We start from the raw sequence: 23,695 nt of genomic DNA, 5'->3' as shown, positions 1-23,695 counted from the left end.
CCTGGCTCAGACGCCGGCGCGCTGCTGCAGCGTGGCGACGTACTTCCCAACACCCTGGGCAACATCATGGAAGGCGTCTGCGTAACCGGCATCACGCAGCAACGAGATTTCGGCCTGAGTAAAACTCTGGTATTTGCCCTTCAGCGCCGCGGGGAACGGGATGTACTCAATCACGCCCTGAGCCTGCATTTCGGCGAGCGAAAGCACAGCCTCACCCTTTGCCGCGCGGCACGCATTCACGGTTGCCACGGCAACATCGTTGAAGCTCTGCGCGCGGCCGGTGCCCAGGTTATAGATGCCGGACAGCGCGGGGCTGTCGAGGAAGTACAGATTGACGTTTACAACGTCCTCAACGAACACGAAATCGCGCAACTGGCCGCCATTGCCGTAGCCGTCCTGACCTTCAAAAAGCTTGACCTTGCCATGCTCACGGTACTGATTGAAGAAGTGATAGGACACAGAGGCCATACGCCCCTTGTGCTGCTCATTCGGCCCGTAGACATTGAAATAGCGGAAGCCCGCGATTTGCGAGCCACCTTCGGTCAGCGCCCGCCGCACCACCTGATCGAACAGGTACTTCGAATAGGCGTAGACGTTCAAAGGCGCTTCGTACTGGCGGTCTTCCTTGAACACGGAACCGCCGCCATACACCGATGCGGACGAGGCGTAGAGAAACTGTGCCTCCTGCTCCAGGCAGAAACGCAGCAGCTCAAGCGAGTACCGATAGTTGTTCTCCATCATGTACTGGCCGTCCTGTTCCATCGTGTCGGAACAGGCACCTTGATGCAGGATAGCCTCGACCGAACCGTCCAGTTCGCCACCCTCGATCATTTCGAGGAAGACCTTCTTGTCGAGGTAGTCGGCGATCTCGCAGCCGACCAGGTTCTTGAACTTGTCGCCCTTCGAGAGGTTGTCGACCGCGATGATGTTGTCGATGCCTTTGGCGTTAAGCCCGGCAACGATGTTTGAGCCGATGAAACCGGCGGCGCCGGTCACGACGTAGTAGCGCGACATACGCGTCTCCTCAGTCTGGAATCTTGATTTCGTCGAGTGTGACCGTCGCCGTGCCGAGCTTGCCGACGACAATGCCCGCAGCGTGGTTAGCCCAGCGCATGGCATCGGCCATCGGCGCACCGGCGGCGAGCATCACCGCAAGCGTCGCGATCACCGTGTCACCGGCACCGGAAACATCGTAGACCTCGCGCGCACGCGTGCCTTCGTGAACCGATCCCTCGTCGCGGAAGAGCGTCATCCCCTCCTCCGAGCGCGTCACCAGCAAGGCGTCCAGCGCGAGTTCGGTGCGCAGCTTCTGAGCGCGTGCCGCCAGATCCGCATCATCGCGCCACTTGCCGACAACCTGTCGCAATTCGGATCGGTTGGGGGTCAGCAGCGTGGCACCGCGATACTTCGAATAGTCGTCCCCTTTCGGGTCGACCAGCACCGGTTTGTTAGCCTCGCGCGCCAGCCGGATCATTTCTGCGACATGCGTCAGACCACCCTTGCCGTAGTCGGACAACACGACGACATCAACGTTCGGCAAGCGCGAGCGAAACTCAACAAGGGTCGCCTGCAGGGATTCGTGGTTCGGCCAGGTTTCGAAGTCGATGCGCAGCAGTTGCTGCTGGCGGCCGATGACGCGCAGCTTCACGGTCGTCGCGAGATCGGGGTCGGTCTGCAGCGAAGCGACAACACCTTCGCTTTCAAGCAGCCGGCCGAGCGCTTGCGCCGGCTCGTCCTGCCCGACGACGGACAGCAGCACCGTATGCGCAGCCAGCGCCGCAGCGTTGCGCGCCACGTTGGCGGCGCCGCCGGGACGCTCCTCGCTGCGTTCAACCTTGACCACCGGCACGGGCGCCTCGGGCGATATCCGGCTCACATCACCGAACCAGTAGCGGTCCAGCATTACATCGCCGACCACCAACACCCGGGCGCGGCTTGTATCTGGAAGCGGAGGCAGGTTTCGCATATCAGGGCCGCCCGATCGGCAGGTATTCGAGGCCGAAGCTGCGCGGCAACTTCGGATCATAGAGGTTGCGCCCGTCGACGATCACCGGACTCTTCAGCGCGCTCTTGATGCGCTCGAAGTCCGGGCTGCGGAACTCTTTCCACTCAGTGACGATCAGCAGCGCGTCTGCGCCGTCGAGCGCATGCATCGGCGAGTTCGCATACGCGAGTCGCAGTTCATCCCCAAAGATGCGGCGCGCCTCGTTCATTGCGACCGGATCGTAAGCCGTCACCGTGGCACCGCGCTTGAACAACTCTTCAATCACGACGCGACTGGTCGCCTCACGCATGTCATCCGTGTTCGGCTTGAACGCCAAGCCCCAGAGCGCGAACTTCTTGCCACTCAGATCAGCGCCAAAGCGCTTGACGATCTTGTCCACGAGCACAAGTTTCTGTGCGTCGTTGGCGTCTTCAACGGCCTGAAGGACTTTAAGCCCCTGCCCCGCATCACTCGCCGTCTTGATCAGCGCCTTGACGTCTTTCGGGAAGCACGATCCGCCGTAGCCGCAACCGGCATAGAGGAAGTGGTAGCCGATGCGAGGGTCGGAACCGATACCCTGGCGCACCAGTTCGATATCGGCTCCAAGCTTCTCTGCGAGCAGCGCGAGTTCGTTCATAAATGAGATGCGGGTCGCAAGCATCGCGTTCGCGGCGTACTTCGTTAGCTCCGCCGAGCGCACATCCATCACGACCAGCTTGTCATGGTTGCGCTGGAACGGCGCGTAGAGCGCGCGCATCAGATACACGGCCTGCTCGTCGTCCGCGCCAACGACGATGCGATCGGGCTTCATGAAGTCCTCAACCGCGGCCCCCTCCTTCAGAAACTCCGGGTTCGACACCACCGCATACTTGATATCGACGCCGCGCTTTGCGAGTTCGTCCGCGATCACGGCGCGCACCTTGTCGGCGGTACCCACGGGGACGGTGCTCTTGTCGATGACCACCTTGTAGTCAGTCATCAGGCGGCCGATGTTGCGCGCGGCCGCCAGCACGTACTGCAGATCGGCGGAGCCATCTTCATCCGGCGGCGTTCCGACCGCGATGAAGTGCAGGGTGCCAAAGCGGACCGCCTCTTCAGCGTCGGTCGTAAAGTGAAGACGGCCTGCCGCGACGTTGCGTTCGACGACTTTGTCGAGCCCCGGCTCATGGATCGGAATGCCGCCCTCCTTCAGGATGCGGATCTTGTTCGGATCGACATCGAGACAGAGCACATCGTTGCCCATTTCCGCCAGGCAGGCGCCCGACACCAGGCCAACATAGCCGGTGCCGACAACGGTAACTTTCACCTTGGTGACTCCATTCAGGTCAGCGCCCCATCAGGGCGTCAGGTCGAATTCTTCACTGCGCCGCGGCGGGTAGGTTTCCCAGCCGCCACAAGCCGGGCAACGCCAGTAGAACTGACGCGCCTTGAACCCGCAGGCATCGCAACAGTAGCGGGCGACGCGACGGGTATGCCCGTGGATCAGCCCCTTCACCATCTCGATATCCTGACGCTGTTCCGGCTGCGCGTTCAGCAGCGCCGCCTCAAGCAACTTGTCCAGCCCAAGCACGGTCGGGTTGCGCTTCAACTCTTCGCGCACCAGCTTGTAGGCGGCATCAGGACCATCACGCTCCAGCTCCCACTGGAAGACGGCATCGAGCAAGTCGAGCGACGGGTAACGCTCCAGATAAGAATGCACCAGCTGCATGCCGTCGTCCTTGCGGCCGAGGCGGCGGTAGCCTTCCATCAGGCGCTCGGCGACCAAGGCCAGATACACCGGGTTCTGTTGTTCGACGCGCTGCCATGCTTCGATCGCGGCAGCCGCGTCTTCACGCGCCAGATGCACATCACCGAGCAGCATGTTGGCGCGCACGCACTGGCGATTCACGTCGAGTGCGCGTTGAAGCTCTGCCGCTGCGTTATCGAGTTGGCCGCGCGCGAGTTCTGTCGCGCCAAGTTCGCAATGGAAGTTCGCGATTTCCTTGAGCATCAGCGCCGAATCTGCGTTTGGCAGCGCACGCGCCACCTCGATGGCCTTCGCCCAATCCTTTTCCTGCTGATAGATCTCCAGCAGCTGCTTCAACGCGAATTCACGCATGCCGGTTTCGCGCAGCTTCACGAATACCGCTTCGGCACGATCCAGCAGACCGGCCTTGAGGAAGTCCTGCCCCAGCTCGGACAACGCATTGGAACGTTGCTCGGCGCTCAGATCGTCACGATCCACTAGCGTCTGGTGCATGCGGATCGCGCGATCGAGCTCGCCTCGCCGGCGGAACAGACTGCCCAGCGCGAAGTGAAGCTCCACCGTCTGCGGATCGATCTTGACCGCCTCAAGGAATGCGTCGATCGCTTTGTCGGGCTGCTCGTTGAGCAGGAAGTTGAGGCCAGTGAGGTAAGAGCGCGGCAGCGCGCGCGACTCCTTCACCAGATGTTTGATGTCGATACGTGCAGCCAGCCAGCCGAGCGCGAAGAAGATCGGGAAGGCCAGCAACCACCAGAGTTCGAATTCCATGGACTCTCAGAGCGATCGCAGGTAATCGGCGGGCGGGGTGTCGCGCACCGAAAGGGCAGAAACCGATGCCGACGCGCCCGATGCGTTTTCGCGCAGGCGGCGGATCTCGCGACGCTGGTTGCGCAGCGTCAGCACTGCGGCGGTTACGCCGAGCAACACGCCGACAACGAAGGTCAGCAGGATCACCGCAATCAGCGGCAAACGCCATTCGGTTTCAAAGAAGAAGCGGAGCGTGACGATTCCGTCGTTCTTGAGCGCAAAGCCAAGAAGAACGAAGAACACCAATCCCCGCAGAAGCCAGAGCAGTAAGCGCATCGCGCAATTATCCCGCAATACGGTGCGACTCGCCAAAAAAGCGAAAGGCGGCTTGCGCCGCCTTCCTGGTACTGCCACCGCCGCAGGCTTACTGCGCGTCTACACGCTCACGCAGCTCCTTGCCGGCTTTGAAGTGGGGCACGTACTTTTGCGGTACCTGCACCTTCTCACCCGACTTGGGATTACGCCCCATACGCGGCGGTCTGTAATTCAAAGCAAAACTGCCGAAACCCCGGATCTCGATGCGGTCGGCGCGCGACAACGCGAGCGTCATCGCATCGAGAATCACTTTCACGGCGTAGTCGGCATCCTTCACACCAAGCTGCGGAAAACGCTCCGCGAGCCTGGCAATCAACTCCGACTTCGTCATGACAGACAAGGCTTACTGCTGCGGGTTGTTGAGCTTGGCCTTGAGCAGCGCACCAAGGTTGGTGGTGCCGCTGGCAGCCGAACTGTCGTTCGAGAACTTCTGCATCGCTTCGTTCTGCTCAGCTTGGTCCTTAGCCTTGACCGACAGGTTGATCGAGCGGGTCTTGCGATCCACGTTCACGATCATCGCTTCGACAGCGTCACCCACCTTCAGCAGCTGCGACAGGTCTTCAACACGCTCACGCGCGAATTCGGACGCACGCAGGTAGCCTTCGACGTCGTCATTCAGCGCGATCACGGCGCCGCGAGCGTCAACCGACTTGACCGAACCATGAACGACGCTGTTCTTGTCGTGCGTGGCGATGAAGTTGGTGAAGGGGTCCCCATCCATCTGCTTGATACCGAGGGAGATACGCTCCTTCTCGACGTCGATCGACAGCACGACGGCCTCGACTTCGTCACCCTTCTTGAAGTTGCGGATCGCCTCTTCACCCGGCAGCGACCAGGACAGGTCGGACAGGTGGACCAAGCCGTCGATCGCGCCGGTCAGGCCGATGAACACACCGAAGTCGGTGATCGACTTGATGGCGCCCTTGACGCGGTCACCCTTCTTGAAGGTCTGTGCGAAGTCATCCCACGGGTTGGCCTTGCACTGCTTCATGCCCAGCGAGATACGACGACGATCTTCGTCGATTTCGAGGATCATCACTTCGACTTCGTCGCCCAGCTGGACAACCTTGGTCGGGTGAATGTTCTTGTTGGTCCAGTCCATTTCGGACACGTGGACCAAGCCCTCGATACCCTGCTCGACTTCGACAAACGCGCCGTAGTCGGTAATGTTGGTGACCTTGCCGAACAGGCGGGTGCCCGACGGGTAACGGCGAGCGATGCCCACCCACGGATCTTCGCCCAGCTGCTTGAGGCCCAGCGAGACGCGGTTCTTCTCGGCGTCGAACTTGAGGACCTTCGCGGTGACTTCGTCGCCAACCTGCACGACTTCCGTCGGGTGGCGAACACGGCGCCAGGCCAGGTCGGTGATGTGCAGCAGGCCGTCGATGCCGCCAAGGTCAACGAACGCACCGTAGTCGGTGATGTTCTTGACGATACCCTTGACGACAGTGCCTTCCTGCAGCGAGGACAGCAGCTTCTCGCGCTCTTCGCCCATCGAGGCTTCGAGCACGGCGCGGCGCGACACAACAACGTTGTTGCGCTTGCGATCGAGCTTGATGACCTTAAATTCGAATTCCTTGCCTTCGAACGGGGTCGTGTCCTTGACCGGACGCATATCGACCAGCGAGCCCGGCAGGAATGCACGGATGCCATTGGTCATGACGGTCAGACCGCCCTTGACCTTGCCGGTCACGACGCCCTTGACCAGATCGCCGTCGTTCAGCGCAGCTTCAAGGTGGTTCCAGGCGGCGATGCGCTTGGCCTTGTCACGCGACAGACGGGATTCACCGAAACCATCTTCGAGGGCTTCGATGGCGACCTGGACATAATCGCCAGCGGCAACTTCGAGCTCACCACGGTCATTGCGAAACTCGTCGAGCGGAATGTAGCTCTCGGACTTGAGGTTGGCGTTCACAACGACGAAGTTGTGATCGACGCGCACGACCTCAGCGGTGATGACCTCACCGGCACGCATTTCCTGGCGATTCAGGCTCTCTTCAAAGAGGGCCTCGAAGCTTTCCGCAGCGGGAATAGAAGTAGACATGGAAAAATTGACCTGTTGCCGTCTTGCGACAGCGGGAAAAGAAAAAAACAAACCCGGTCCGCGGCGAAAAACGCAGCGGCCGGAGCCTCAACCATCGGACTCAGTGCTTCAGCAGAGCTTGTGCGTCTGGGCTTGCTGCAGGACGAATGCGACCGCTTCGTCAATCGTAAGCGGCGTGGTGTCCAGCAGGATGGCGTCTTCACAGGGCTTCAGCGGCGCAACCGGGCGACTGGCGTCGCGTGCGTCACGCTCGCGCAACTCCTGCACAAGACTATCTAGGTTAGCAGCCAATCCCTTTTCAATCAACTGCTTATAACGCCGCTCCGCGCGCGCCTCGGCGCTGGCGGTCAGGAAGATCTTCAGCGGCGCGTCAGGAAAAACCACCGACCCCATATCGCGACCATCACCCACGAGACCGGGCGCACGGCGGAAGGCCTTCTGGCGATCCATCAGCGCGGCACGCACACCGGGCAGCACCGCGATCTTGGACGCAGCATTGCCGGTCGTCTCGCGCCGCACATCGAGACTTGCCTCTACGCTATCGATGTAGATGGCCTCGCCGTCAAAACGCACGTCCAACTGCGGGGCGAGCGCGGCGAGGCTCGCCTCGTCGTCGAGCGCGATGCCACGCTGCAAGCCAGCGAGCGCGAGAACACGGTAGATCGCGCCTGAATCCAGGTAGTGCCAGCCGAGCACGGCGGCAACGCGCGCCGCAACCGAGCCCTTGCCGGAAGCGGTCGGGCCGTCGATTGCGATGACAGGGGTGTTCATGTGCGGTCCTTCCAGTTCCACCACTTGAGCAGTTCGGGGTCGTGATCCGTATGGCGCGCGAAATACACGGCACAACGGAAGGTGTAGAGCACGCACGGGTCTTGCCGCACGCCTGAGCGCTGACACAGCCGGTCATAGAGCGCCTGCGGGTCAGCCGCTGCCAGATCGGACACTCGCCGGACGCCAAGCGCGTACAGATCGCCTGCCATTGCCCGCCCGATGCCTGGGATGCGCTGCAGTTCGGCAGCCACATCCTTGGGCAACGCGGCGGGCGCCAGCGGCATTTACATCACCTCAAGGGTGGCAATGCCGAGCAGACCGAGGCCGGTCTTCAGCGTGTCGGCGGTCAGGCGACACAGTTGCAGGCGACTGGCGCGCTGGGCGCCCTCACTCTTGAGCACCGGGCAGTTCTCATAGAAACGGCTGAACACCACCGCGAGCTCGAACAGATAGGCGCACAGCTGATGCGGCGCCGTGTCCTTCGCCACCGCGTTCAGCGCATCGGCAAAGCGCGCAAGCTGCAGTGCCAGCACCTGCTCGGCGCGTTCTTCCAGCACCACCGGAGCGTCTGCCACGGCAGAATCGGCTGCATCGCGCAGCACCTTGGCGCTGCGGGTGTAGGCGTATTGCAGATAGGGCGCAGTGTTGCCATCGAAGGCCAGCATCGACGCCCACGAGAATACGTAGTCGCTCGCGCGGTTCTTCGACAGGTCGGCGTATTTCACCGCACCAACCCCCACGGCACGGGCGATCTCCCAGCGCGTATCTTCGGCCAGATCCGGATTCTTCTCAGAGACCAGCACGAATGCGCGTTCGACCGCTTCTTCCAACAATTCGGCCAGCTTCACCGTGCCGCCCGAACGCGTCTTGAACGGCTTGTTGTCTTCGCCCAGCATCACACCGAAGCCAACGTGCTCCAGCGAGACAGAGGCGTCGGCGTAGCCCGCCTTGCGCGCCAGCGTGAACAGTTGCTGGAAGTGCAGGCCCTGGCGCTGATCTACGACGTACAGCACGCGATTGGCCTTGAGTTCATCGACGCGATAACGCACCGCGGCCAGATCGGTCGTCGAGTACAGGAAGCCACCGTCCTGCTTGCGCACGATGTAGGCCTGCGGCTCGCCGTCCTTGTTCTTGAACTCATCGAGGAACACCACTTGGGCGCCCTGGCTCTCGACCGCCAGGCCCTTCGCCTGCAGGTCGGTAACGATGCCAGGCAGCGCGTCGTTGTAGGCGCTCTCACCACGCAGATCGGCACGCGTCAGGCCGACACCAAGCGTCTCGTAGACCGCCTCACAGTGATGCATCGACACTTCGAGGAAGCGCCGCCACAGCATGTTGATGTGCGGATCGCCGCCCTGCAGCTTGACCACGTACTCCCGCGCGGTGTCGGCAAAAGCCGGATCTTCGTCCATGCGCTGTTTCGCGCGACGGTAGAAATCCTCCAGGTCGGACAGTGCCATTTCCGTATCGGCGCCCTGCTCCACCTCGACCAGGAAGGCCGTCAGCATGCCGAACTGCGTACCCCAATCGCCGATGTGGTTCTGCGCGATGACCTCGTGGCCGAGGAATCGCAGCACGCGTGCCAGCGCATCGCCGATGATGGTCGAGCGCAGGTGGCCGACGTGCATTTCCTTGGCGAGATTGGGCGAGGAATAATCGACCACCACGCGCTGCGGCGCCGGATGCGGCACCGCGAGGTCTTGTCGGCCCAGCGCCGCCGATACACGGGCAGCCAGGAAGGCCGGATCGAGCGTGATGTTGATGAAGCCCGGCCCAGCGATCTCGACCTTGCTGGCGATGCCTGCGAGATCGAGCTTCTCGACGACCTGTTGCGCCAGCTCGCGCGGGTTCTGTTTGCGCGCTTTGGCGGCGCCCATCACACCGTTGGCTTGGTAATCGCCGAATTCAGGGCGCGCAGCCGGCGTCAGCACAGCGGGTACGCCTTCGCAACCCGCAGCGGCCAGTGCGGCAGCAACGCGGGAATCAAGAAGCTGATAAATCGTTTGTGTGGAAGTCATGGCACATCTGAACGCGCGGTCACCGGCGGTGCCGCGGCGCTCTTATCTCCTGCAGACCGACGCGAAGGCGTCGAAATAATCGGGGAAAGTCTTGGCGGTGCATTTCGGATCATTGATGCGCACCGGCACGCCACCCAGGCTCACCAGCGAGAAACACATCGCCATACGATGATCATCATAGGTGTCGATTGCGGCATTCGCGGTGAGCTGGGCCGGCGCCGTCACGCGCAACCAGTCCGGCCCCTCTTCCACCGTGGCGCCCACCTTGCGCAACTCGGTCGCCATGGCCGCGATGCGGTCGGTTTCCTTGACGCGCCAACTCGCAATGTTCGTCAGGCGGCACGGGCCGTCGGCAAACAGCGCGGCGACAGCCAGCGTCATTGCCGCGTCCGGAATGTGGTTGAAATCGCGGTCGAAAGCGCGAAGTTTGCCGCTGGCTGGCGCCGCAGCCTCGATCCAGTTGTCGCCCATGGTGATCTGCGCACCCATTGCTTCCAGCGCCTCGGCGAACTTCACGTCGCCCTGGATGCTGGCACGCCCTACCCCTTCAACACGCACCGGGCCGCCGCCTATCGCGCCGGCGGCGAGGAAGTAGGAGGCGGACGAGGCGTCGCCTTCAACATGAATCACGCCGGGGCTGCGATAGGCCTGCCCGGGGACATGGAAACGCGCCCAGGCGTCGCGCTTCACCTCAACGCCAAAACGCGCCATCAGGTTGAGCGTGATCTCGATGTAGGGCTTGGAGATCAGTTCGCCGACGACCTCGATCGTGGTGTTCTGGCCCGTCAGCGGCAGCGCCATCAGCAGTGCAGTCAGGAACTGGCTCGACACATCACCGCGCACCTTGACCACCCCACCCGCGGTGATCTTCGATGGCAGCAGCTCAAGCGGCGGGAACCCCTCGTTGCCGAGGTAGCGGATATCGGCGCCCAGCTGGCGCAGCCCGTCGACGAGGTCGCCGATCGGGCGCTCGTGCATACGCGCCACGCCAGAGAGCTTGTAGTGACCGCCGGCAAGCGCCAGTGCTGCCGTCAACGGGCGAAACGCAGTACCCGCGTTGCCCAGGAAAAGATCCGCCTGTGCCACCGGGAAGCGCCCACCGCCGCCGGTCACGGCCCAGCTCGATCCGCCCAACGACTCGGGCGGCAGCCCCAGGGTGCGCAGCGCCTCGAGCATGCGATCGGTATCGTCAGAGGCGAGCAGATCGCGGATCTCGGTACGGCCCTCGGCCAGCGCCGCGAGCAACAGCGTGCGGTTGGAGATGCTCTTTGAGCCGGGCAAACGGATGTTGCCGACAGCACCCTTAGCAGGTGCAAGATCCAGGTATTCCATGGGTCAGTCTCAGAAAACGTCGTTGTGCCGACGGCAAACGCGTGGCGCAGGGTCGGTCGCCTGCACGCCGAGATCGAAGCGCACCGCACAGCTATCCATACGGTAGTGCAAAGCTTGCAGCTTCGAAATCGGCGGGGGCAGCGGAATCATGCGCAGCCCGTCAGGCGTCGAAACGGCCGGCCAGCCATGCCTCGCGGGCGTCGCGCGCTTCGCTGAAGAGTTTCAGCAGCGAATCGCCGTCGCCTTGCGACAGCAGCGCCCGAATCCAGGCCAGTTCGGTGATGTAGGTGTCGAGTTCGGCCAGCAGCGCATGGCGGTTGGCCACACTGATGTCGCGCCACATCTCCGGATGGCTGCTGGCGATCCGGGTGAAGTCGCGGAAGCCGCCGGCGGCGAATCCGAAGAGCTGTTCCGCATTGGCACGCCCCGCGATCTCATGGACCAGCGCGAAGGCAAGCAAATGCGGCAGATGACTTACCGCAGCGAACACACGATCGTGTTCCTGCGGCGACATGTCGTGTAGCGATGCGCCCGTCGCAGCCCAGGCCTCGCGCACGCGGGCCACAGCCTCGGGGCGATTCTCGGACAGCGGCGTGATCACGACCTTGCGGCCCGCGTAGAGGTCCGCGCGCGCGGCATCCGGACCACTCTTCTCGGCCCCGGCGATCGGATGCGCCGGCACCACCTGCTCAAGATGAGACTTGAGGTTCGAGTAGATCGCCTCGATCACATCGCGCTTGGTGCTGCCCGCATCGGTGACCAAAGTATCGGGCCCGAGATGCGGCGCCATGGCCTGCATCACGCCGAGCATCTGTCCCACCGGCATCGCCAGCAGCACGAGTTCAGCACCGTCGAGCGCGGTCGCCCAATCCGTGGCGAAACGATCAATCACGCCCAGTTCGCGCGCGCGCTCCAGCGACGCCGTCGTCCGGCCGATGCCCACCACCTCGCGCACCAGGCCGCGCGCTTTCAAAGCGAGCGCAAACGAGCCGCCAATCAGGCCAACGCCGCAGATGACGACACGACCAAAGGGCTTCATGCGCGGCCTAGCGCCTTGGCCAACGCACCAAGGAAACGTTCGTTCTCCGCCGGAAGGCCGATGGTGACGCGCAGCCACTCAGGCATTTGGTAGCTGGCGATCGGACGCACGATCACCCCTTGCTCCAGCAGCTTGCGATTGATCGTGGCTGCATCGCCGACGCGGAATGTCAGGAAGTTGCCCGAGGACGGGATGTACTCAAGCCCGAGCGCCGTCAGGCCCGCAATGATCTGGGCCATGCCATCACGGTTGACCGCATAACTGCGCGCCACGAACGCTTCGTCCCCCAAGGCCGCAGCAGCCGCCGCAAGGGCGACGTTATTGACGTTGAAGGGTTCGCGAACACGATTGAGCAGATCGGCCAGCTCCGCGCGCGCCAGGCCGTAGCCGACACGCAACCCACCCAGACCGTAGATTTTGGAGAAGGTACGTGTGATGACGAGGTTCGGATGCTTCTCGAGCCATGCGACGCTGTCGTAGCGCTGCTCCGGCTCAAGGTATTCGTTGTAGGCCTCGTCGAGCACGACCAGCACGTCGTCCGGCGCCGCATCCAGGAAGGCCTCGATCTCCGCCGCGGGCAGGAAATTGCCGGTCGGGTTGTTCGGGTTAGCGATGAAAACGATACGGGTATCGGGGCGAATCGCTGCCAGCATGGCCGGCAGGTCGTGCCCGAAATCGCGCGCGGGGACTTCAATGCCCTGCGCCCCGGCGCTCTTCACTGCAAGCGGGTACACCGCAAAAGCGTGCTGCGAGTAGACCGCCGAGGTTTCGTGGTTCAGGTATGCCGCCGCACACAGGTTGAGCAGATCGTTCGAGCCGTTGCCGAGCACGATCTGCTCCGGTGCAACGCCGAATTTTTTCACCAGCGCTGCGCGCAATTCGAAGCCGTTGCCATCCGGGTAGCGGTGGATTTCCGAGATCGCGCGCTGCGCGGCTTCGAGCGCCTTCGGGCTTGCGCCCAGCGGGTTTTCGTTCGAGGCCAGCTTGACGATGTCCTGCTCGCGCAGGCCCATCTCGCGCGCCAGTTCCGAAATCGGCTTGCCCGGGATGTAAGGCGAGATGGAACGGATGTACTCAGGCGCCCGTTGAACGACTTTGCTCATGCGAATTCCTTACAGCGCGGCGGCCGGGTAGCTACCCAGCACCTTGACGAAAGCGGCACGGTCCTGCAGATCGGCAAGCGCGTTGGCGACGGCGTCATCAGCGCGATTACCCTCGACATCGATGTAGAACACGTATTCCCACAGCCCGGTTCGTGACGGACGCGACTCCAGCTTGGTCATGCTGACGCCGTGCTTCGCGAAGGATTCGAGCAGGAAGAACACAGCCCCCGGGCGGTTCGGCGCCGAGCACACCAGCGAGGTTTTGTCCTTACCCGAAGGACCGGCGTCGTGTTTGCCGATGACCAGGAAGCGGGTGGTGTTGTTCGGATCGTCCTCGATATCAGATGCGAGGAAACCCAGGCCATACAGCTGACCAGCCGCCTCGCCGGCAATCGCCGCCGACTCGGGATCGGTCGATGCCATGCGCGCCGCTTCGGCGTTGCTGGCTACCGGCACCCGATCAACACCGGCGGCATGACGCGCCAGCCAATCCTGACATTGCGCGAGCGATTGCGAATGCGAGTAGATGCGCTTGACGTCGGTAATTGACGCTGCTTGCGACAGGAAGTGCTGGCGGATGCGCAGCTTCACTTCACCGCAAATGCTGGCCGAACTCGCGAGCAGCAGATCGAGCGTACGCCCCACCGCCCCCTCGGTCGAATTCTCGACCGGGACGATGCCGTAAGCGACGCCGCCCGACTCGACAGCATGGAAGACCTCGTCGATCGTACCTTGCGGTTGAAAATCGGGGGCACCACCGAAATGCTTGCGTGCGGCAGACTCCGAGAAGGTACCGGCCGGGCCGAGGAACGCCACTTTCAGCGGCTGTTCCAGCGCCAGACACCACGACATGATTTCGCGAAAGATGCGCTGAACCGCCTCGCCGGACAGCGGGCCGGGGTTTAGATCTGCGATCTTGCGCAGCACCTGCGCTTCGCGCTCCGGCCGATAGATCGGGCCGCGCTTGATCTCGCCAATCTTCTTGGCGCAACCCGCGCGCTGACCGAGGCGTTCAAGGATTTCGCGATCGAGCCGGTCGATATCGGCCCGCAGACGGGACAGTTCTTCTTCGCTCACGGACAGCCCTCAGGCGCGGGTTTGTTCAAATTCGCGCAGGTAAGCGACCAGCGCCTGCACACCTTCGATCGGCATCGCGTTGTAGATCGACGCGCGCATGCCGCCGACCGACTTATGGCCCTTGAGTTGCAGCAGGCCGCGCGCTTTGGCGCCAGCAAGGAACGCGTCGTTCAGCGATTCGTCGCGCAGGAAGAACGGTACGTTCATGCGCGAGCGCACGGCCGGGTCGACATGGCAGACATACAGCTGGCTTGCATCGAGTGCGTCGTACAGCAGCTTTGCCTTGGCGATATTGCGCTGCTCGATCGCCGCAACCCCACCCTGCTGCTTGAGCCACTGGAACACCAGCCCGGCAATGTAGATCGGGTAGGTCGGCGGCGTATTGAACATCGAACCGTTCTCGGCCACGGTCTTGTACTGGAAGGCCGACGGGCATGCCGCCTGCGCCTGATCCAGCAGATCGTCACGCACGATCACGATCGTCAACCCGGAGGGGCCGATGTTCTTCTGCGCGCCGCCGAACAGCAGCCCGAACTTCGACACATCCATCGGCCGCGACAGGATGTCCGACGACACATCGGCAACCACCGGCACGTCTGGCGCGCCAAGCGCTGCCATGTCGGGCCAGTCGAAGTACTCAACACCGTCGATGGTCTCGTTGCTGCACAGGTGCAGGTAGGCCGCATCACTGCGCAAACGCCATTCATCGAACGACGGGATGCGGGTGTACTTGCCCTGCGCCGCGTCCGGATCGAGGCTGGATGCCGCAATGTGCACATCGCCGTAGCGACGCGCCTCTTTCAGCGACTTGGTGGTCCATGAGCCGGTTTCGATGAAATCGATCTTCGGATTCTTGCCGGCGAGGTTCATCGGGATGATCGCGTTCTCGGCAATCGCCCCACCCTGCATGAAGAGAATCTTGTAGTTCGACGGAATGCTCATCAGCGCACGCAGATCCGCTTCGGCCTGCTCGATGATGGACATGAACTCCTTGCCGCGATGGCTCATCTCCATCACGGACATGCCGGAACCATGCCAGTCGAGCATCTCCTCGGCGGCGATACGCAGCACCGCCTCTGGCAGCGCCGCCGGGCCGGCGCCGAAGTTCCAGGGGCGCGTCATTCTGCGGCTCCGGTATCGGCGGCTTCTCCCTCTTCGCCTTCGGCGCCATCGACGGCGGCGTCGCTCTCGATGATCTTCTCGATGCTTGCCAGCTTGGCACCGTCATCGAGGTTGATCAGCGTCACGCCTTGCGCCGAACGCGAGGTTTCGCGAATCGTGTCGACATGGGTGCGGATCAGCACGCCGTTGTCTGCGATCAGCATCACTTCGTCCGACGGATCAACCAACACGGCGCCCACCAGCTTGCCGTTGCGCTCCGAGCCCTGGATCGCGATCATGCCCTTGGTGCCACGACCATGCAGGGTGTAATCGCCGATCGGCGTGCGCTTGCCGTAGCCGTTCTCGGTGGCGGTCAGCACATGCTGCGTTTCGCCGTTGGCCACCAGCATGCAGATCACGGACTGGCCGTCCTCCAGCATCATGCCGCGCACACCGCGCGCGGTGCGACCCATCGGGCGCACATCGGTCTCATCGAAACGCACTGCCTTGCCGGCATCTGAGAACAGCATGACCTGCGAGTTGCCATCGGTGATCGCAACGCCGATCAGGTAGTCGCCTTCATCGAGGCCGACGGCGATGATGCCGGCCTTGCGCGGGTTGGCGAAATCAGTCAGCGGTGTCTTCTTCACGGTGCCTTGCGAGGTCGCCATGAAGATGAAGTGGCCTTCGTCAAATTCCTTGACCGGCAACACCGCGGTGATCTTCTCGCCTTCGACCAGCGGGAACAGATTGACGATCGGCTTGCCGCGCGAATTGCGGTTGCCTTCCGGCACCTCATAGACCTTCAACCAGTACAGGCGGCCACGGCTGGAGAAGCACAGGATGTGGTCGTGCGTGTTGGCAATGAAGAGCTGGTCGACCCAGTCGTCTTCCTTCACTGACGCAGCCTGTTTGCCGCGCCCGCCGCGCTTCTGCGCACGGTAGTCGGCGAGCGGCTGCCGCTTGAAGTAGCCGGTGTGGGACAGGGTCACGACCATGTCCTGCGGCGCGATCAGGTCTTCGATGTTGATGTCGGCCGCATGCAGCACGATCTCGGAACGACGCGGATCGCTGAACTGGGTGCGGATCGCGGTGAGCTCGTCGCCGATGATCTGCGTCACCCGCGCCGGCTTGGCGAGGATATCGAGCAGGTCGGCGATCAGGTCCATCACCTCGCGGTACTCGTTGACGATCTTGTCCTGCTCCAGCCCGGTCAGGCGCTGCAGGCGCATTTCCAAGATCGCTTGCGCCTGCGTGTCCGACAGGCGATAGCCCTGAGACGACAGGCCGTACTCCGGCAGCAGACCTTCCGGGCGGAAGGAGTCGGCGGTGGCACGGGCGAGCATGTCTTCGACCAGTTGCGAACGCCAGGTGCGCGCCATGATCTCAACCTTCGCGACTGGCGGCGTCGGCGCGGCTTTGATCAGCGCGATGATCTCGTCGACGTTCGACAGCGCAACCGCAAGACCTTCCAGGATATGGCCACGTTCGCGCGCCTTGCGCAGTTCGAAAATGGTACGACGCGTCACCACTTCGCGGCGGTGCGACAGGAAGCAGTCAAGCATCTGCTTGAGGTTCAGCAGACGTGGGCGGCCATCGACCAGCGCAACCATGTTCATGCCGAAGCTGTCCTGCAGCTGGGTCTGCTTGAACAGGTTGTTCAGCACGACTTCCGGCATTTCGTTGCGCTTGAGCTCGATCACGATCCGCATGCCGTCCTTGTCGGACTCGTCGCGGATCTCGCTGATGCCTTCGATCTTCTTGTCGTTAACCAGCTCGGCAATCTTCTCGAGCAGGGTGCGCTTGTTAACCTGGTAGGGGATTTCGTCGACGATGATCGCCTGGCGATTGCCCTTCTCCATGTCCTCGAAGTGCGTGCGCGCGCGCATCACGACACGGCCGCGGCCGGTGCGATAGCCCTCATGCACGCCGTGCAGGCCATAGATCAGCGCCGCGGTCGGGAAGTCCGGCGCCGGCACCAGCTTGATCAGATCCTCGATATCGATATCGGGATTGGCCAGCAGCGCGTGGCAGGCCTCGATCACTTCGCCGAGGTTATGCGGCGGAATGTTCGTTGCCATACCGACCGCGATACCGCTACTGCCGTTGATCAGCAGATTCGGGATGCGGGCCGGCAACAGCAGCGGCTCTTTTTCGGAGTTGTCGTAGTTCGGGCCGAAATCGACAGTTTCCTTGTCGATATCCGCCAGCATTTCGTGCGCGATGCGCGACAGCCGGACTTCGGTGTAACGCATCGCCGCGGCGCCGTCGCCGTCGATCGAACCGAAGTTACCCTGGCCATCGACAAGCATGTAGCGCAGCGAAAATTCTTGCGCCATGCGGACGATGGTGTCGTAGACCGATTGGTCGCCGTGCGGGTGATACTTACCGATCACGTCGCCAACGATACGGGCCGACTTCTTGTAGGCCTTGTTCCAGTCGTTGCCCAGTTCGTGCATCGCAAAGAGCACGCGGCGGTGAACCGGCTTAAGGCCGTCCCGGGCATCCGGCAGGGCACGCCCCACGATCACGCTCATCGCGTAATCGAGGTAGGAATGCCGCATCTCGTCTTCGAGGCTGATCGGTAGCGTTTCTTTGGCGAAGGAATCCATGTGTCGCGCGATGAAGTGTCCAGCTTTGGGCCGGAGAGACGGCAAATTGCCAAAAGCTTAAGATTTTAGCACGTCCGGCAACCCCACCCTAAGCTACCGCTGGCGCACGAAAAACCGCCTCGCCAGGCACCTCCGAACACCTCGCAAACGCTCGTCAGCCCCGCCGGGCTTGGCTAAGATCGCGCCACCCTGCCATGGCCATGGAGCCAGACGATGCACCCCGCCGAACCCGTAGACCTGCTGATCACGCCGCGCTGGATGATCCCGGTCGAACCGCATGCCGTGACACTGGAGGATCATGCCGTCGCAGTACGCAACGGCCGCATCGTCGCGGTGTGCCCTCGGGCAGAAGCTGAAACCCGTTTCGCCCCGGCTGAACGGGAAGATCTGCCCGACCACGTACTGATTCCGGGCCTCGTCAATCTTCACACCCACGCCGCGATGACTCTGATGCGGGGCATCGCTGACGATTTGCCATTGATGCGCTGGCTACAGGAAGCGATCTGGCCGGCCGAGGCAAAGCACGCCAATGCCGAATTCGTCCGAGACGGCACGCTGCTGGCCGCCATCGAAATGCTCCGCGGTGGCATCACCTGCGCCAACGACATGTATTTCTACCCCGACGCGGCGGCAGAAGCGTTCTCGCGGATCGGCATGCGCGCGGTCATCGGCATGACGGTGATCGAATTTCCGACTGGCTATGCATCCGACGCCGACGATTACCTGCGCAAGGGTTTGGCCGCGCGCGACCGCTGGCGTGATGAGCCATTGGTGCGCTTCGCGTTCGCACCGCACGCGCCTTACACCGTGTCAGACACCAGCTTCGAGCACATCGTCCAGTTGGCGCATGAACTGGGTTGCCCGGTGCACATGCATCTGCACGAAACCGCCCAGGAAATTGACGACAGCATCGCGAGGTACGGACAACGTCCGTTGGCACGCATGGAACGGCTAGGCCTTCTAGACACCGATTTCATCGCAGTCCATGCGGTGCATCTCGACCTACACGAAATCGAAACGCTAGCGGCACACAATTGCAGCATTGCCCACTGCCCCACGTCGAACATGAAACTTGCCAGCGGCGTAGCACCCACCAGGGCGATGCTCGCGCGCGGCCTGCGCGTCGGCCTCGGCACCGATGGCGCAGCCAGCAACAATCGACTGGATCTGTTTCAAGAGATGAGACACGCAGCCCTGCTTGCCAAAGTCACGAGCAGCGACGCTGCGGCCTTCGATGTGCACGACGCTCTACGTAGCGCCACGCTGGCCGGCGCTGAAGCTCTGCGGATGGATGGCGAGATCGGCTCAATCGTAGCCGGCAAGGCTGCCGACTTGGTCGCCGTATCCCTTTCATCGCCGGAGTGCAGCCCGTGCTTCAGCCCGGCAAGCCACATCGTCTACGCCGCCGGAAGGGAGCACGTCACCCACGTGTGGGTCGATGGCAAGCCGCGTACCCGCGACAACACAGTGTTGTGGGAGCACAACAAGGAATTGCTGCAGTGCGTTCGCGTGTGGCAAACTTTCCTTAAAGAATCGGCTTCCAGCCAATAATTTCGGGCGTATCGTTCATACAACACGGTGCGCCGGGGGACCTCGGGCCATCACGGTTCGCAAAACACTTGCCTTGCAACGAGGAGAATATGAAACACGGTTACACGAAGCTGGTGGTGGCTTTTGCCGCCGTTCTGGGCATGGTGCCTGCTGCGATGGCGCAACAGCAGGAAATCAAGATCAACCCGACCTCGAAGATCCTTCCGTACTCGATCGACGCACGTAACGTTGTCGTTCGCAGCTCGAACGGCCTTTGCTGGCGCACCGGCTACTGGACCAAGGAACTCGCCGCAACCACCATGGTGGAAGGCAGCGAATTCCCGGTTGGCTGTTTCTGTGACAAGGACCTGCTGCCGAAGGAAGTCTGCGAGCCGAAGCCGGTCGTTGAGCCGAAGAAGGAAGAGAAGCCTGTCGTTCCGGGTGCCAAGCCCGCAGCCGAGAAGGTGACAATCGCCGCTGACGCTCTGTTCGACTACGACAAAGCCGTTCTGCGCGACGAAGGCAAGGCCACGCTGACCGAGTTCGCGAACAAGGCCAAGGCGCTGTCGATCGAAGTCATCATCGCAGTGGGTCACACCGACCGCCTCGGTGGCGACAAGTACAACCAGGCTCTGTCCGAGCGCCGCGCTGCTGCGGTCAAGGAATTCCTGGTTGGCCAGCAGATCGACCCGAACCGTGTCTACACCGAAGGCAAGGGCAAGACCCAGCCGGTTTCGCAGTGTAAGAACCTCGGCGCGGAAAGCGGCAAGAACAAGAAGCTGGTCGAGTGCCTGCAACCTGATCGCCGCGTTGAAATCGAAGTTATCGGCACCAAGCAACAATAAGCCGGGAACTTCCCAGAAAAGCCCTGCTCTAGCGAGCAGGGCTTTTTTTTCGCCCCTGATCACCGGACAATGCCGCGCTTATCCGCCACCAATGCAGCAGGACCATGAATACCACTGCCACACAACAGAACGCCGATCCGGCCGAACTTCAGAAATTCAGCGAGCTTGCGCATCGCTGGTGGGATGCCGAGTCCGAATTCAAACCCCTGCACCAGATCAATCCGCTTCGTCTCGACTGGATTGACGCAAACGTCGGTCTCGCAGGGAAACGCGTCATCGACATCGGCTGCGGCGGCGGCATTCTTGCCGAGAGTATGGCGGCCCGTGGCGCTCTGGTGACCGGCGTCGACCTGTCCGACAAAGCGCTTGGCGTTGCGCGCCTTCACCTGTTCGAGAGCAACCAGAGCGTCGACTACCGCAAGATTTCCGCCGAAGACATCGCCGCTGCCGAGCCTGAGTCGTTCGACGTCGTAACCTGCATGGAAATGCTGGAGCACGTTCCCGATCCTGCGAGCACCGTGGCTGCGGCGGCGCGCCTGGCCAAGCCTGGTGGCCACGTATTTTTCTCGACACTCAACCGCAACCCGAAGTCCTATCTGTTTGCCGTGATCGGCGCGGAGTACATCCTCCGTATGTTGCCGCGCGGTACGCACGAGTACGCCCGGTTCATCAAGCCATCTGAACTCGGCCGCTTTGCGCGCGACGCGGGCCTGCAGGTTGATGAAGTCATTGGCATGACTTACAACCCGCTCACCAAGGTCTATGCGCTCGGTCGCGACACCGACGTCAACTACCTCGTTCGCTGTCGCAAGCCGGCATGAGCAGCACGCCCACACGCTGCGTGCTGTTCGACCTGGACGGCACACTGGCTGACACCGCGCCCGACCTCGGCGCTGCGCTCAATCGCGTGCTCGAAGAAGAAGGGCTGGCACCACTTCCAATGTCGGCAACGCGCCCGGTCACTTCACAAGGTGTCCGCGGCCTGCTCCGTATCGGTCTCGGCATCGGGCCGGACGACCCGGACTATCAGACGCTCGCCCAACGGGTACTCAAACACTACGCGGCGGGAATCTGCCAACACACGCGATTGTTCGATGGCATGGCCGCGGTGCTTGACGCGCTGGAGTCGCAACGCGTCAAGTGGGGCATCGTGACCAACAAACATGCCCGCTTCACGGAACCTCTGGTCGACGCTCTTGGGCTTGCTCAACGCGCGGCCTGCGTCATCAGCGGTGACAGCGCCGCCCACCCGAAGCCCCACCCTGCCCCGCTCATCATGGCCTGCGAGCGTGCGAACGTTCCGACTGAGCACAGCATCTATGTCGGCGACGATCTGCGTGACATTCAAGCCGGTCACGCCGCCGGGATGCGGACGATCGCGGCCGCGTGGGGCTACCTTGGGGATGGCGAAGCCATCCATGAATGGGGCGCCGACCACATCGCATCAACGCCGGAAGCTTTATTGGACGTAGTGTTGGGCATCAACGTACAATGAGGCCCTTCCCCGGTCGTCTTGAAATAGCGCGCCGGGACCATATATCAAGAACATGGGGGCGACCTGGTCTCGACGGGGGTCGCGAAGCAGCTTGGTGCATACCGAGGACCAGTCACCTCGTAAATCCATCTGGAAAACCACAAACGCCAACGACGAGCGTTTCGCTCTAGCCGCTTAAGGCTGGACCACTGCACTGATTGGTCTCTGGGTCAGGTGGGGCAACCCGCAGCAGTGTCATTTACAGGGAATCGTGATGCGTCGGGTTACTTGGCGCAGAACTAAATCCAAGGTGACTCGCTTCGTACCGGCCTGTCGTCCGGCTAAGTACGGGGTTAAATCAAAATAGGCCGACTAAGTATGTAGATCCAGTTGTAGAGGGCTTTCGGACGCGGGTTCGATTCCCGCCGCCTCCACCAGCTTTTAGTTTCACACCGTCTCGCATTACCTTGAAAACCCGCCGCTGTGCGGGTTTTTCTTTTTTTCGGTGGCCCGAAAGCGCTTCACCCGAGATCAAGCCGGGGTAACTTTGCGGGTACCACGATCCGCCGCAACTCAGCCTCCAGATAAGACGAGGAGCGCCGCTGGCGACCGCTCCGCTTCATGGTGAGCTCGCGAAGTCATTCGGTGCGCCGCATAGAACGTCACCAGACGCAGCGACATACCGCCGTGCAGGGCGCCGGTATGCGAACGGAGGGTGACGATGCCGGCAGAAGCCAGCAGAAGCCAGCAGCTGGCCCTAACTGAACATCGATCGCGTCAGCGGCCGCCGTTGCATCAATCGGACAACGGGGGAGCCAAGCTCCACGCGCAGAGTTGGCATCGACTGGCACGGCATTTCGTTTTCGCCTGCGGATTCGGCGCAGCTTAGGAAGCTAGACTTGGGCTACCCACGGAATCGCTTGCCATCAACGCAGATGCGCCGCCGGCGACCACTCGCGATCGAGGAGTCCATACAGTGCGGAGTCGGAGACCTCCTCACCAACGATCCAGCGCTCGCGCAACAGGCCTTCGCGGATGAATCCCAATCTTTCCAGGCCGCGGGCAGACCCCTCGTTTCTGGGGTCAATGTCGGCTTCAAGGCGATGAAGACGAAGTTCGGAGAACGCAAAGCTGATGACGGCGCCGACAGCCTCGAGCATGTAGCCTCGACGCCAGTGCGTTCGCGCGATGCCGTATCCGATCTCGGCTCGCCGGCATCCTTCGTTCAGGTTGAACAGAGAACACGTGCCGATCAGCCTGCCTTGATTCCGCAAGTAAACGCCTAGTCGCAGGTGCTCACCGGCGGCCAGCTCGCGTCGGTCATTTTCGATCAGCGCAACGGCTTGATCGATATGCGTCCATGGCTTCGAACTCCAGTAGCGCATGAACTCCGGATCGGAATAGATGCCAAGGAGGTGTTCTGCATCACCCAGGGACAGCGGTCGCAGTTCCAGGCGCGCGGTGAGTAGTCTGACGTTCGTGAATGCTTGCATGTGTTCCGCTCCTTCCGCAGACAATGCCGTGCAGCACTGCGACATGCAGCGCCCCATGATTCCAGCTGGGAACCGGGGGGCGAGCCCCCGGTTTGAACTGCGCCGTGGCCTCAGCCGGGTTGTTTTCGGAACGCGATGGCAAAGCGGTTCCACGCGTTAATCGCATTGATCAGCAGGGTCAGATCGACCATTTCTGTCGCAGAGAAGTGCGGACTCACGCTCGCCCAGACCTCATCCGGCACTCGCGTGTCGGCCACTCGGGTCACGGACTCGGTCCACTCTGTTGAGGATCACCAAAAACTGACCCACTTATAGGGTCCGCGATCGCCGAAAACTGACCCACGTAGAGACACTGTCCCGCTCTGAGCTGAGCGGGGGAAACAGGAGTGATCAGCGTGGGCATGTT

General features: G+C 62.2%; 20 protein-coding genes, 1 other RNA gene and 2 pseudogenes. 5 read left to right on the top strand and 18 right to left on the bottom strand.

All coding sequences use genetic code 11. The annotated features are described in order from the left end of the window. Positions 1-6: 6 nt before the first annotated feature. From rfaD to gyrA, 16 genes and pseudogenes are all read right to left on the bottom strand, one after another. Entirely contained in the window at positions 7-1,014 is a 1,008-nt protein-coding gene (rfaD, locus tag ACE3P0_RS16785; protein WP_374403877.1) for an ADP-glyceromanno-heptose 6-epimerase, read from the bottom strand. A 10-nt stretch (positions 1,015-1,024) separates the two neighbouring features. Continuing rightward, positions 1,025-1,966 carry a D-glycero-beta-D-manno-heptose-7-phosphate kinase gene (gene rfaE1 / locus ACE3P0_RS16780; protein WP_374403876.1) on the bottom strand — a complete coding sequence of 314 codons (942 nt, stop codon included), beginning with the start codon at positions 1,964-1,966 and terminating at the stop codon, positions 1,025-1,027. Between the two features lies 1 nt (position 1,967). Next, positions 1,968-3,290 (bottom strand): UDP-glucose/GDP-mannose dehydrogenase family protein, encoded by a 1,323-nt coding sequence (locus ACE3P0_RS16775; RefSeq protein WP_374403875.1) that lies wholly within the window; start codon positions 3,288-3,290, stop codon positions 1,968-1,970. Positions 3,291-3,320: 30 nt separating this feature from the next. After that, positions 3,321-4,496, bottom strand: coding sequence for a lipopolysaccharide assembly protein LapB (gene lapB / locus ACE3P0_RS16770; RefSeq protein ID WP_374403874.1), 1,176 nt, complete (start codon positions 4,494-4,496; stop codon positions 3,321-3,323). A gap of 6 nt (positions 4,497-4,502) precedes the next feature. Next, a complete protein-coding gene (locus tag ACE3P0_RS16765) occupies positions 4,503-4,811 on the bottom strand; it encodes a lipopolysaccharide assembly LapA domain-containing protein (protein WP_374403873.1) in 309 nt (102 codons plus the stop codon). A gap of 88 nt (positions 4,812-4,899) precedes the next feature. Beyond that, positions 4,900-5,181 (bottom strand): integration host factor subunit beta, encoded by a 282-nt coding sequence (locus ACE3P0_RS16760; RefSeq protein ID WP_172204478.1) that lies wholly within the window; start codon positions 5,179-5,181, stop codon positions 4,900-4,902. Positions 5,182-5,193: 12 nt separating this feature from the next. Beyond that, positions 5,194-6,894, bottom strand: a complete 1,701-nt coding sequence (gene rpsA, locus ACE3P0_RS16755; protein WP_374403872.1) for a 30S ribosomal protein S1 — start codon at positions 6,892-6,894, stop codon at positions 5,194-5,196. Between the two features lie 108 nt (positions 6,895-7,002). Next, positions 7,003-7,656 (bottom strand): annotated as a pseudogene (gene cmk, locus ACE3P0_RS16750) ((d)CMP kinase); the annotation flags it as partial. Between the two features lie 5 nt (positions 7,657-7,661). Next, the gene (locus ACE3P0_RS16745) at positions 7,662-7,949 is read right to left on the bottom strand and encodes a helix-hairpin-helix domain-containing protein (RefSeq protein ID WP_374403871.1); all 288 of its coding nucleotides are present in this window, start codon (positions 7,947-7,949) and stop codon (positions 7,662-7,664) included. Beyond that, positions 7,950-9,683, bottom strand: coding sequence for an arginine--tRNA ligase (gene argS, locus ACE3P0_RS16740; RefSeq protein ID WP_374403870.1), 1,734 nt, complete (start codon positions 9,681-9,683; stop codon positions 7,950-7,952). It abuts the gene before it with no gap. Between the two features lie 48 nt (positions 9,684-9,731). Next, a pseudogene (gene aroA / locus ACE3P0_RS16735) lies at positions 9,732-11,015 on the bottom strand (3-phosphoshikimate 1-carboxyvinyltransferase); the annotation flags it as partial. Positions 11,016-11,175: 160 nt separating this feature from the next. Continuing rightward, positions 11,176-12,054 carry a prephenate dehydrogenase/arogenate dehydrogenase family protein gene (locus tag ACE3P0_RS16730; RefSeq protein ID WP_172204340.1) on the bottom strand — a complete coding sequence of 293 codons (879 nt, stop codon included), beginning with the start codon at positions 12,052-12,054 and terminating at the stop codon, positions 11,176-11,178. Then, entirely contained in the window at positions 12,051-13,157 is a 1,107-nt protein-coding gene (hisC, locus tag ACE3P0_RS16725) for a histidinol-phosphate transaminase (RefSeq protein ID WP_374403869.1), read from the bottom strand. Before hisC ends, ACE3P0_RS16730 begins: the two co-directional genes overlap by 4 nt. Before the next feature lie 9 nt (positions 13,158-13,166). Further along, the gene (gene pheA / locus ACE3P0_RS16720) at positions 13,167-14,234 is read right to left on the bottom strand and encodes a prephenate dehydratase (RefSeq protein WP_374403868.1); all 1,068 of its coding nucleotides are present in this window, start codon (positions 14,232-14,234) and stop codon (positions 13,167-13,169) included. A gap of 9 nt (positions 14,235-14,243) precedes the next feature. Continuing rightward, positions 14,244-15,356, bottom strand: coding sequence for a 3-phosphoserine/phosphohydroxythreonine transaminase (gene serC, locus ACE3P0_RS16715; RefSeq protein WP_374403867.1), 1,113 nt, complete (start codon positions 15,354-15,356; stop codon positions 14,244-14,246). Continuing rightward, complete coding sequence (gene gyrA, locus ACE3P0_RS16710) at positions 15,353-17,947, bottom strand: DNA gyrase subunit A (RefSeq protein WP_374403866.1); 2,595 nt, start codon at positions 17,945-17,947, stop codon at positions 15,353-15,355. The genes serC and gyrA overlap by 4 nt, the downstream gene beginning before the upstream one ends. Before the next feature lie 213 nt (positions 17,948-18,160). On the opposite strand from gyrA, the gene ACE3P0_RS16705 reads away from it, so the two are divergent. From ACE3P0_RS16705 to ssrA, 5 genes are all read left to right on the top strand, one after another. Continuing rightward, positions 18,161-19,498, top strand: coding sequence for a TRZ/ATZ family hydrolase (locus ACE3P0_RS16705; RefSeq protein ID WP_374403865.1), 1,338 nt, complete (start codon positions 18,161-18,163; stop codon positions 19,496-19,498). Positions 19,499-19,587: 89 nt separating this feature from the next. Further along, positions 19,588-20,322 carry an OmpA family protein gene (locus ACE3P0_RS16700; RefSeq protein ID WP_374403864.1) on the top strand — a complete coding sequence of 245 codons (735 nt, stop codon included), beginning with the start codon at positions 19,588-19,590 and terminating at the stop codon, positions 20,320-20,322. Positions 20,323-20,426: 104 nt separating this feature from the next. Then, positions 20,427-21,143, top strand: coding sequence for a bifunctional 2-polyprenyl-6-hydroxyphenol methylase/3-demethylubiquinol 3-O-methyltransferase UbiG (gene ubiG / locus ACE3P0_RS16695; protein ID WP_374403863.1), 717 nt, complete (start codon positions 20,427-20,429; stop codon positions 21,141-21,143). Next, on the top strand, positions 21,140-21,817 hold the full coding sequence (gene gph / locus ACE3P0_RS16690; protein WP_374403862.1) for a phosphoglycolate phosphatase: 678 nt from the start codon (positions 21,140-21,142) through the stop codon (positions 21,815-21,817). The genes ubiG and gph overlap by 4 nt, the downstream gene beginning before the upstream one ends. A 54-nt stretch (positions 21,818-21,871) precedes the next feature. Beyond that, positions 21,872-22,233: a transfer-messenger RNA gene (gene ssrA / locus ACE3P0_RS16685) on the top strand. Positions 22,234-22,722: 489 nt separating this feature from the next. Here the strand turns inward: ssrA and ACE3P0_RS16680 are convergent. Both ACE3P0_RS16680 and ACE3P0_RS16675 read right to left on the bottom strand, forming a co-directional pair. Next, positions 22,723-23,289, bottom strand: coding sequence for a GNAT family N-acetyltransferase (locus ACE3P0_RS16680; protein WP_374403861.1), 567 nt, complete (start codon positions 23,287-23,289; stop codon positions 22,723-22,725). Positions 23,290-23,399: 110 nt separating this feature from the next. Further along, positions 23,400-23,555, bottom strand: coding sequence for a hypothetical protein (locus ACE3P0_RS16675; protein ID WP_374403860.1), 156 nt, complete (start codon positions 23,553-23,555; stop codon positions 23,400-23,402). Positions 23,556-23,695 lie beyond the last annotated feature (140 nt).

Source organism: Niveibacterium sp. (genome assembly GCF_041909475.1).
Lineage (GTDB): Bacteria > Pseudomonadota > Gammaproteobacteria > Burkholderiales > Rhodocyclaceae > Niveibacterium.
The sequence above is the reverse complement of the archived record's forward strand: the minus strand, read 5'-3'. Positions and strand labels throughout refer to the sequence as shown.

Bases quoted from the DNA above. Each gene is read 5' to 3' on its own strand.
- gph (WP_374403862.1), top strand. From the start codon at position 21,140: ATGAGCAGCACGCCCACACGCTGCGTGCTGTTCGACCTGGACGGCACA.
- serC (WP_374403867.1), bottom strand. From the start codon at position 15,356: ATGACGCGCCCCTGGAACTTCGGCGCCGGCCCGGCGGCGCTGCCAGAG.
- argS (WP_374403870.1), bottom strand. From the start codon at position 9,683: ATGACTTCCACACAAACGATTTATCAGCTTCTTGATTCCCGCGTTGCT.
- ACE3P0_RS16680 (WP_374403861.1), bottom strand. From the start codon at position 23,289: ATGCAAGCATTCACGAACGTCAGACTACTCACCGCGCGCCTGGAACTG.
- ACE3P0_RS16730 (WP_172204340.1), bottom strand. From the start codon at position 12,054: ATGAAGCCCTTTGGTCGTGTCGTCATCTGCGGCGTTGGCCTGATTGGC.
- ACE3P0_RS16745 (WP_374403871.1), bottom strand. From the start codon at position 7,949: ATGCCGCTGGCGCCCGCCGCGTTGCCCAAGGATGTGGCTGCCGAACTG.
- ACE3P0_RS16705 (WP_374403865.1), top strand. From the start codon at position 18,161: ATGCACCCCGCCGAACCCGTAGACCTGCTGATCACGCCGCGCTGGATG.
- ACE3P0_RS16765 (WP_374403873.1), bottom strand. From the start codon at position 4,811: ATGCGCTTACTGCTCTGGCTTCTGCGGGGATTGGTGTTCTTCGTTCTT.
- rfaE1 (WP_374403876.1), bottom strand. From the start codon at position 1,966: ATGCGAAACCTGCCTCCGCTTCCAGATACAAGCCGCGCCCGGGTGTTG.
- gyrA (WP_374403866.1), bottom strand. From the start codon at position 17,947: ATGGATTCCTTCGCCAAAGAAACGCTACCGATCAGCCTCGAAGACGAG.
- lapB (WP_374403874.1), bottom strand. From the start codon at position 4,496: ATGGAATTCGAACTCTGGTGGTTGCTGGCCTTCCCGATCTTCTTCGCG.
- rpsA (WP_374403872.1), bottom strand. From the start codon at position 6,894: ATGTCTACTTCTATTCCCGCTGCGGAAAGCTTCGAGGCCCTCTTTGAA.
- ACE3P0_RS16760 (WP_172204478.1), bottom strand. From the start codon at position 5,181: ATGACGAAGTCGGAGTTGATTGCCAGGCTCGCGGAGCGTTTTCCGCAG.
- ACE3P0_RS16700 (WP_374403864.1), top strand. From the start codon at position 19,588: ATGAAACACGGTTACACGAAGCTGGTGGTGGCTTTTGCCGCCGTTCTG.
- ubiG (WP_374403863.1), top strand. From the start codon at position 20,427: ATGAATACCACTGCCACACAACAGAACGCCGATCCGGCCGAACTTCAG.
- hisC (WP_374403869.1), bottom strand. From the start codon at position 13,157: ATGAGCAAAGTCGTTCAACGGGCGCCTGAGTACATCCGTTCCATCTCG.
- rfaD (WP_374403877.1), bottom strand. From the start codon at position 1,014: ATGTCGCGCTACTACGTCGTGACCGGCGCCGCCGGTTTCATCGGCTCA.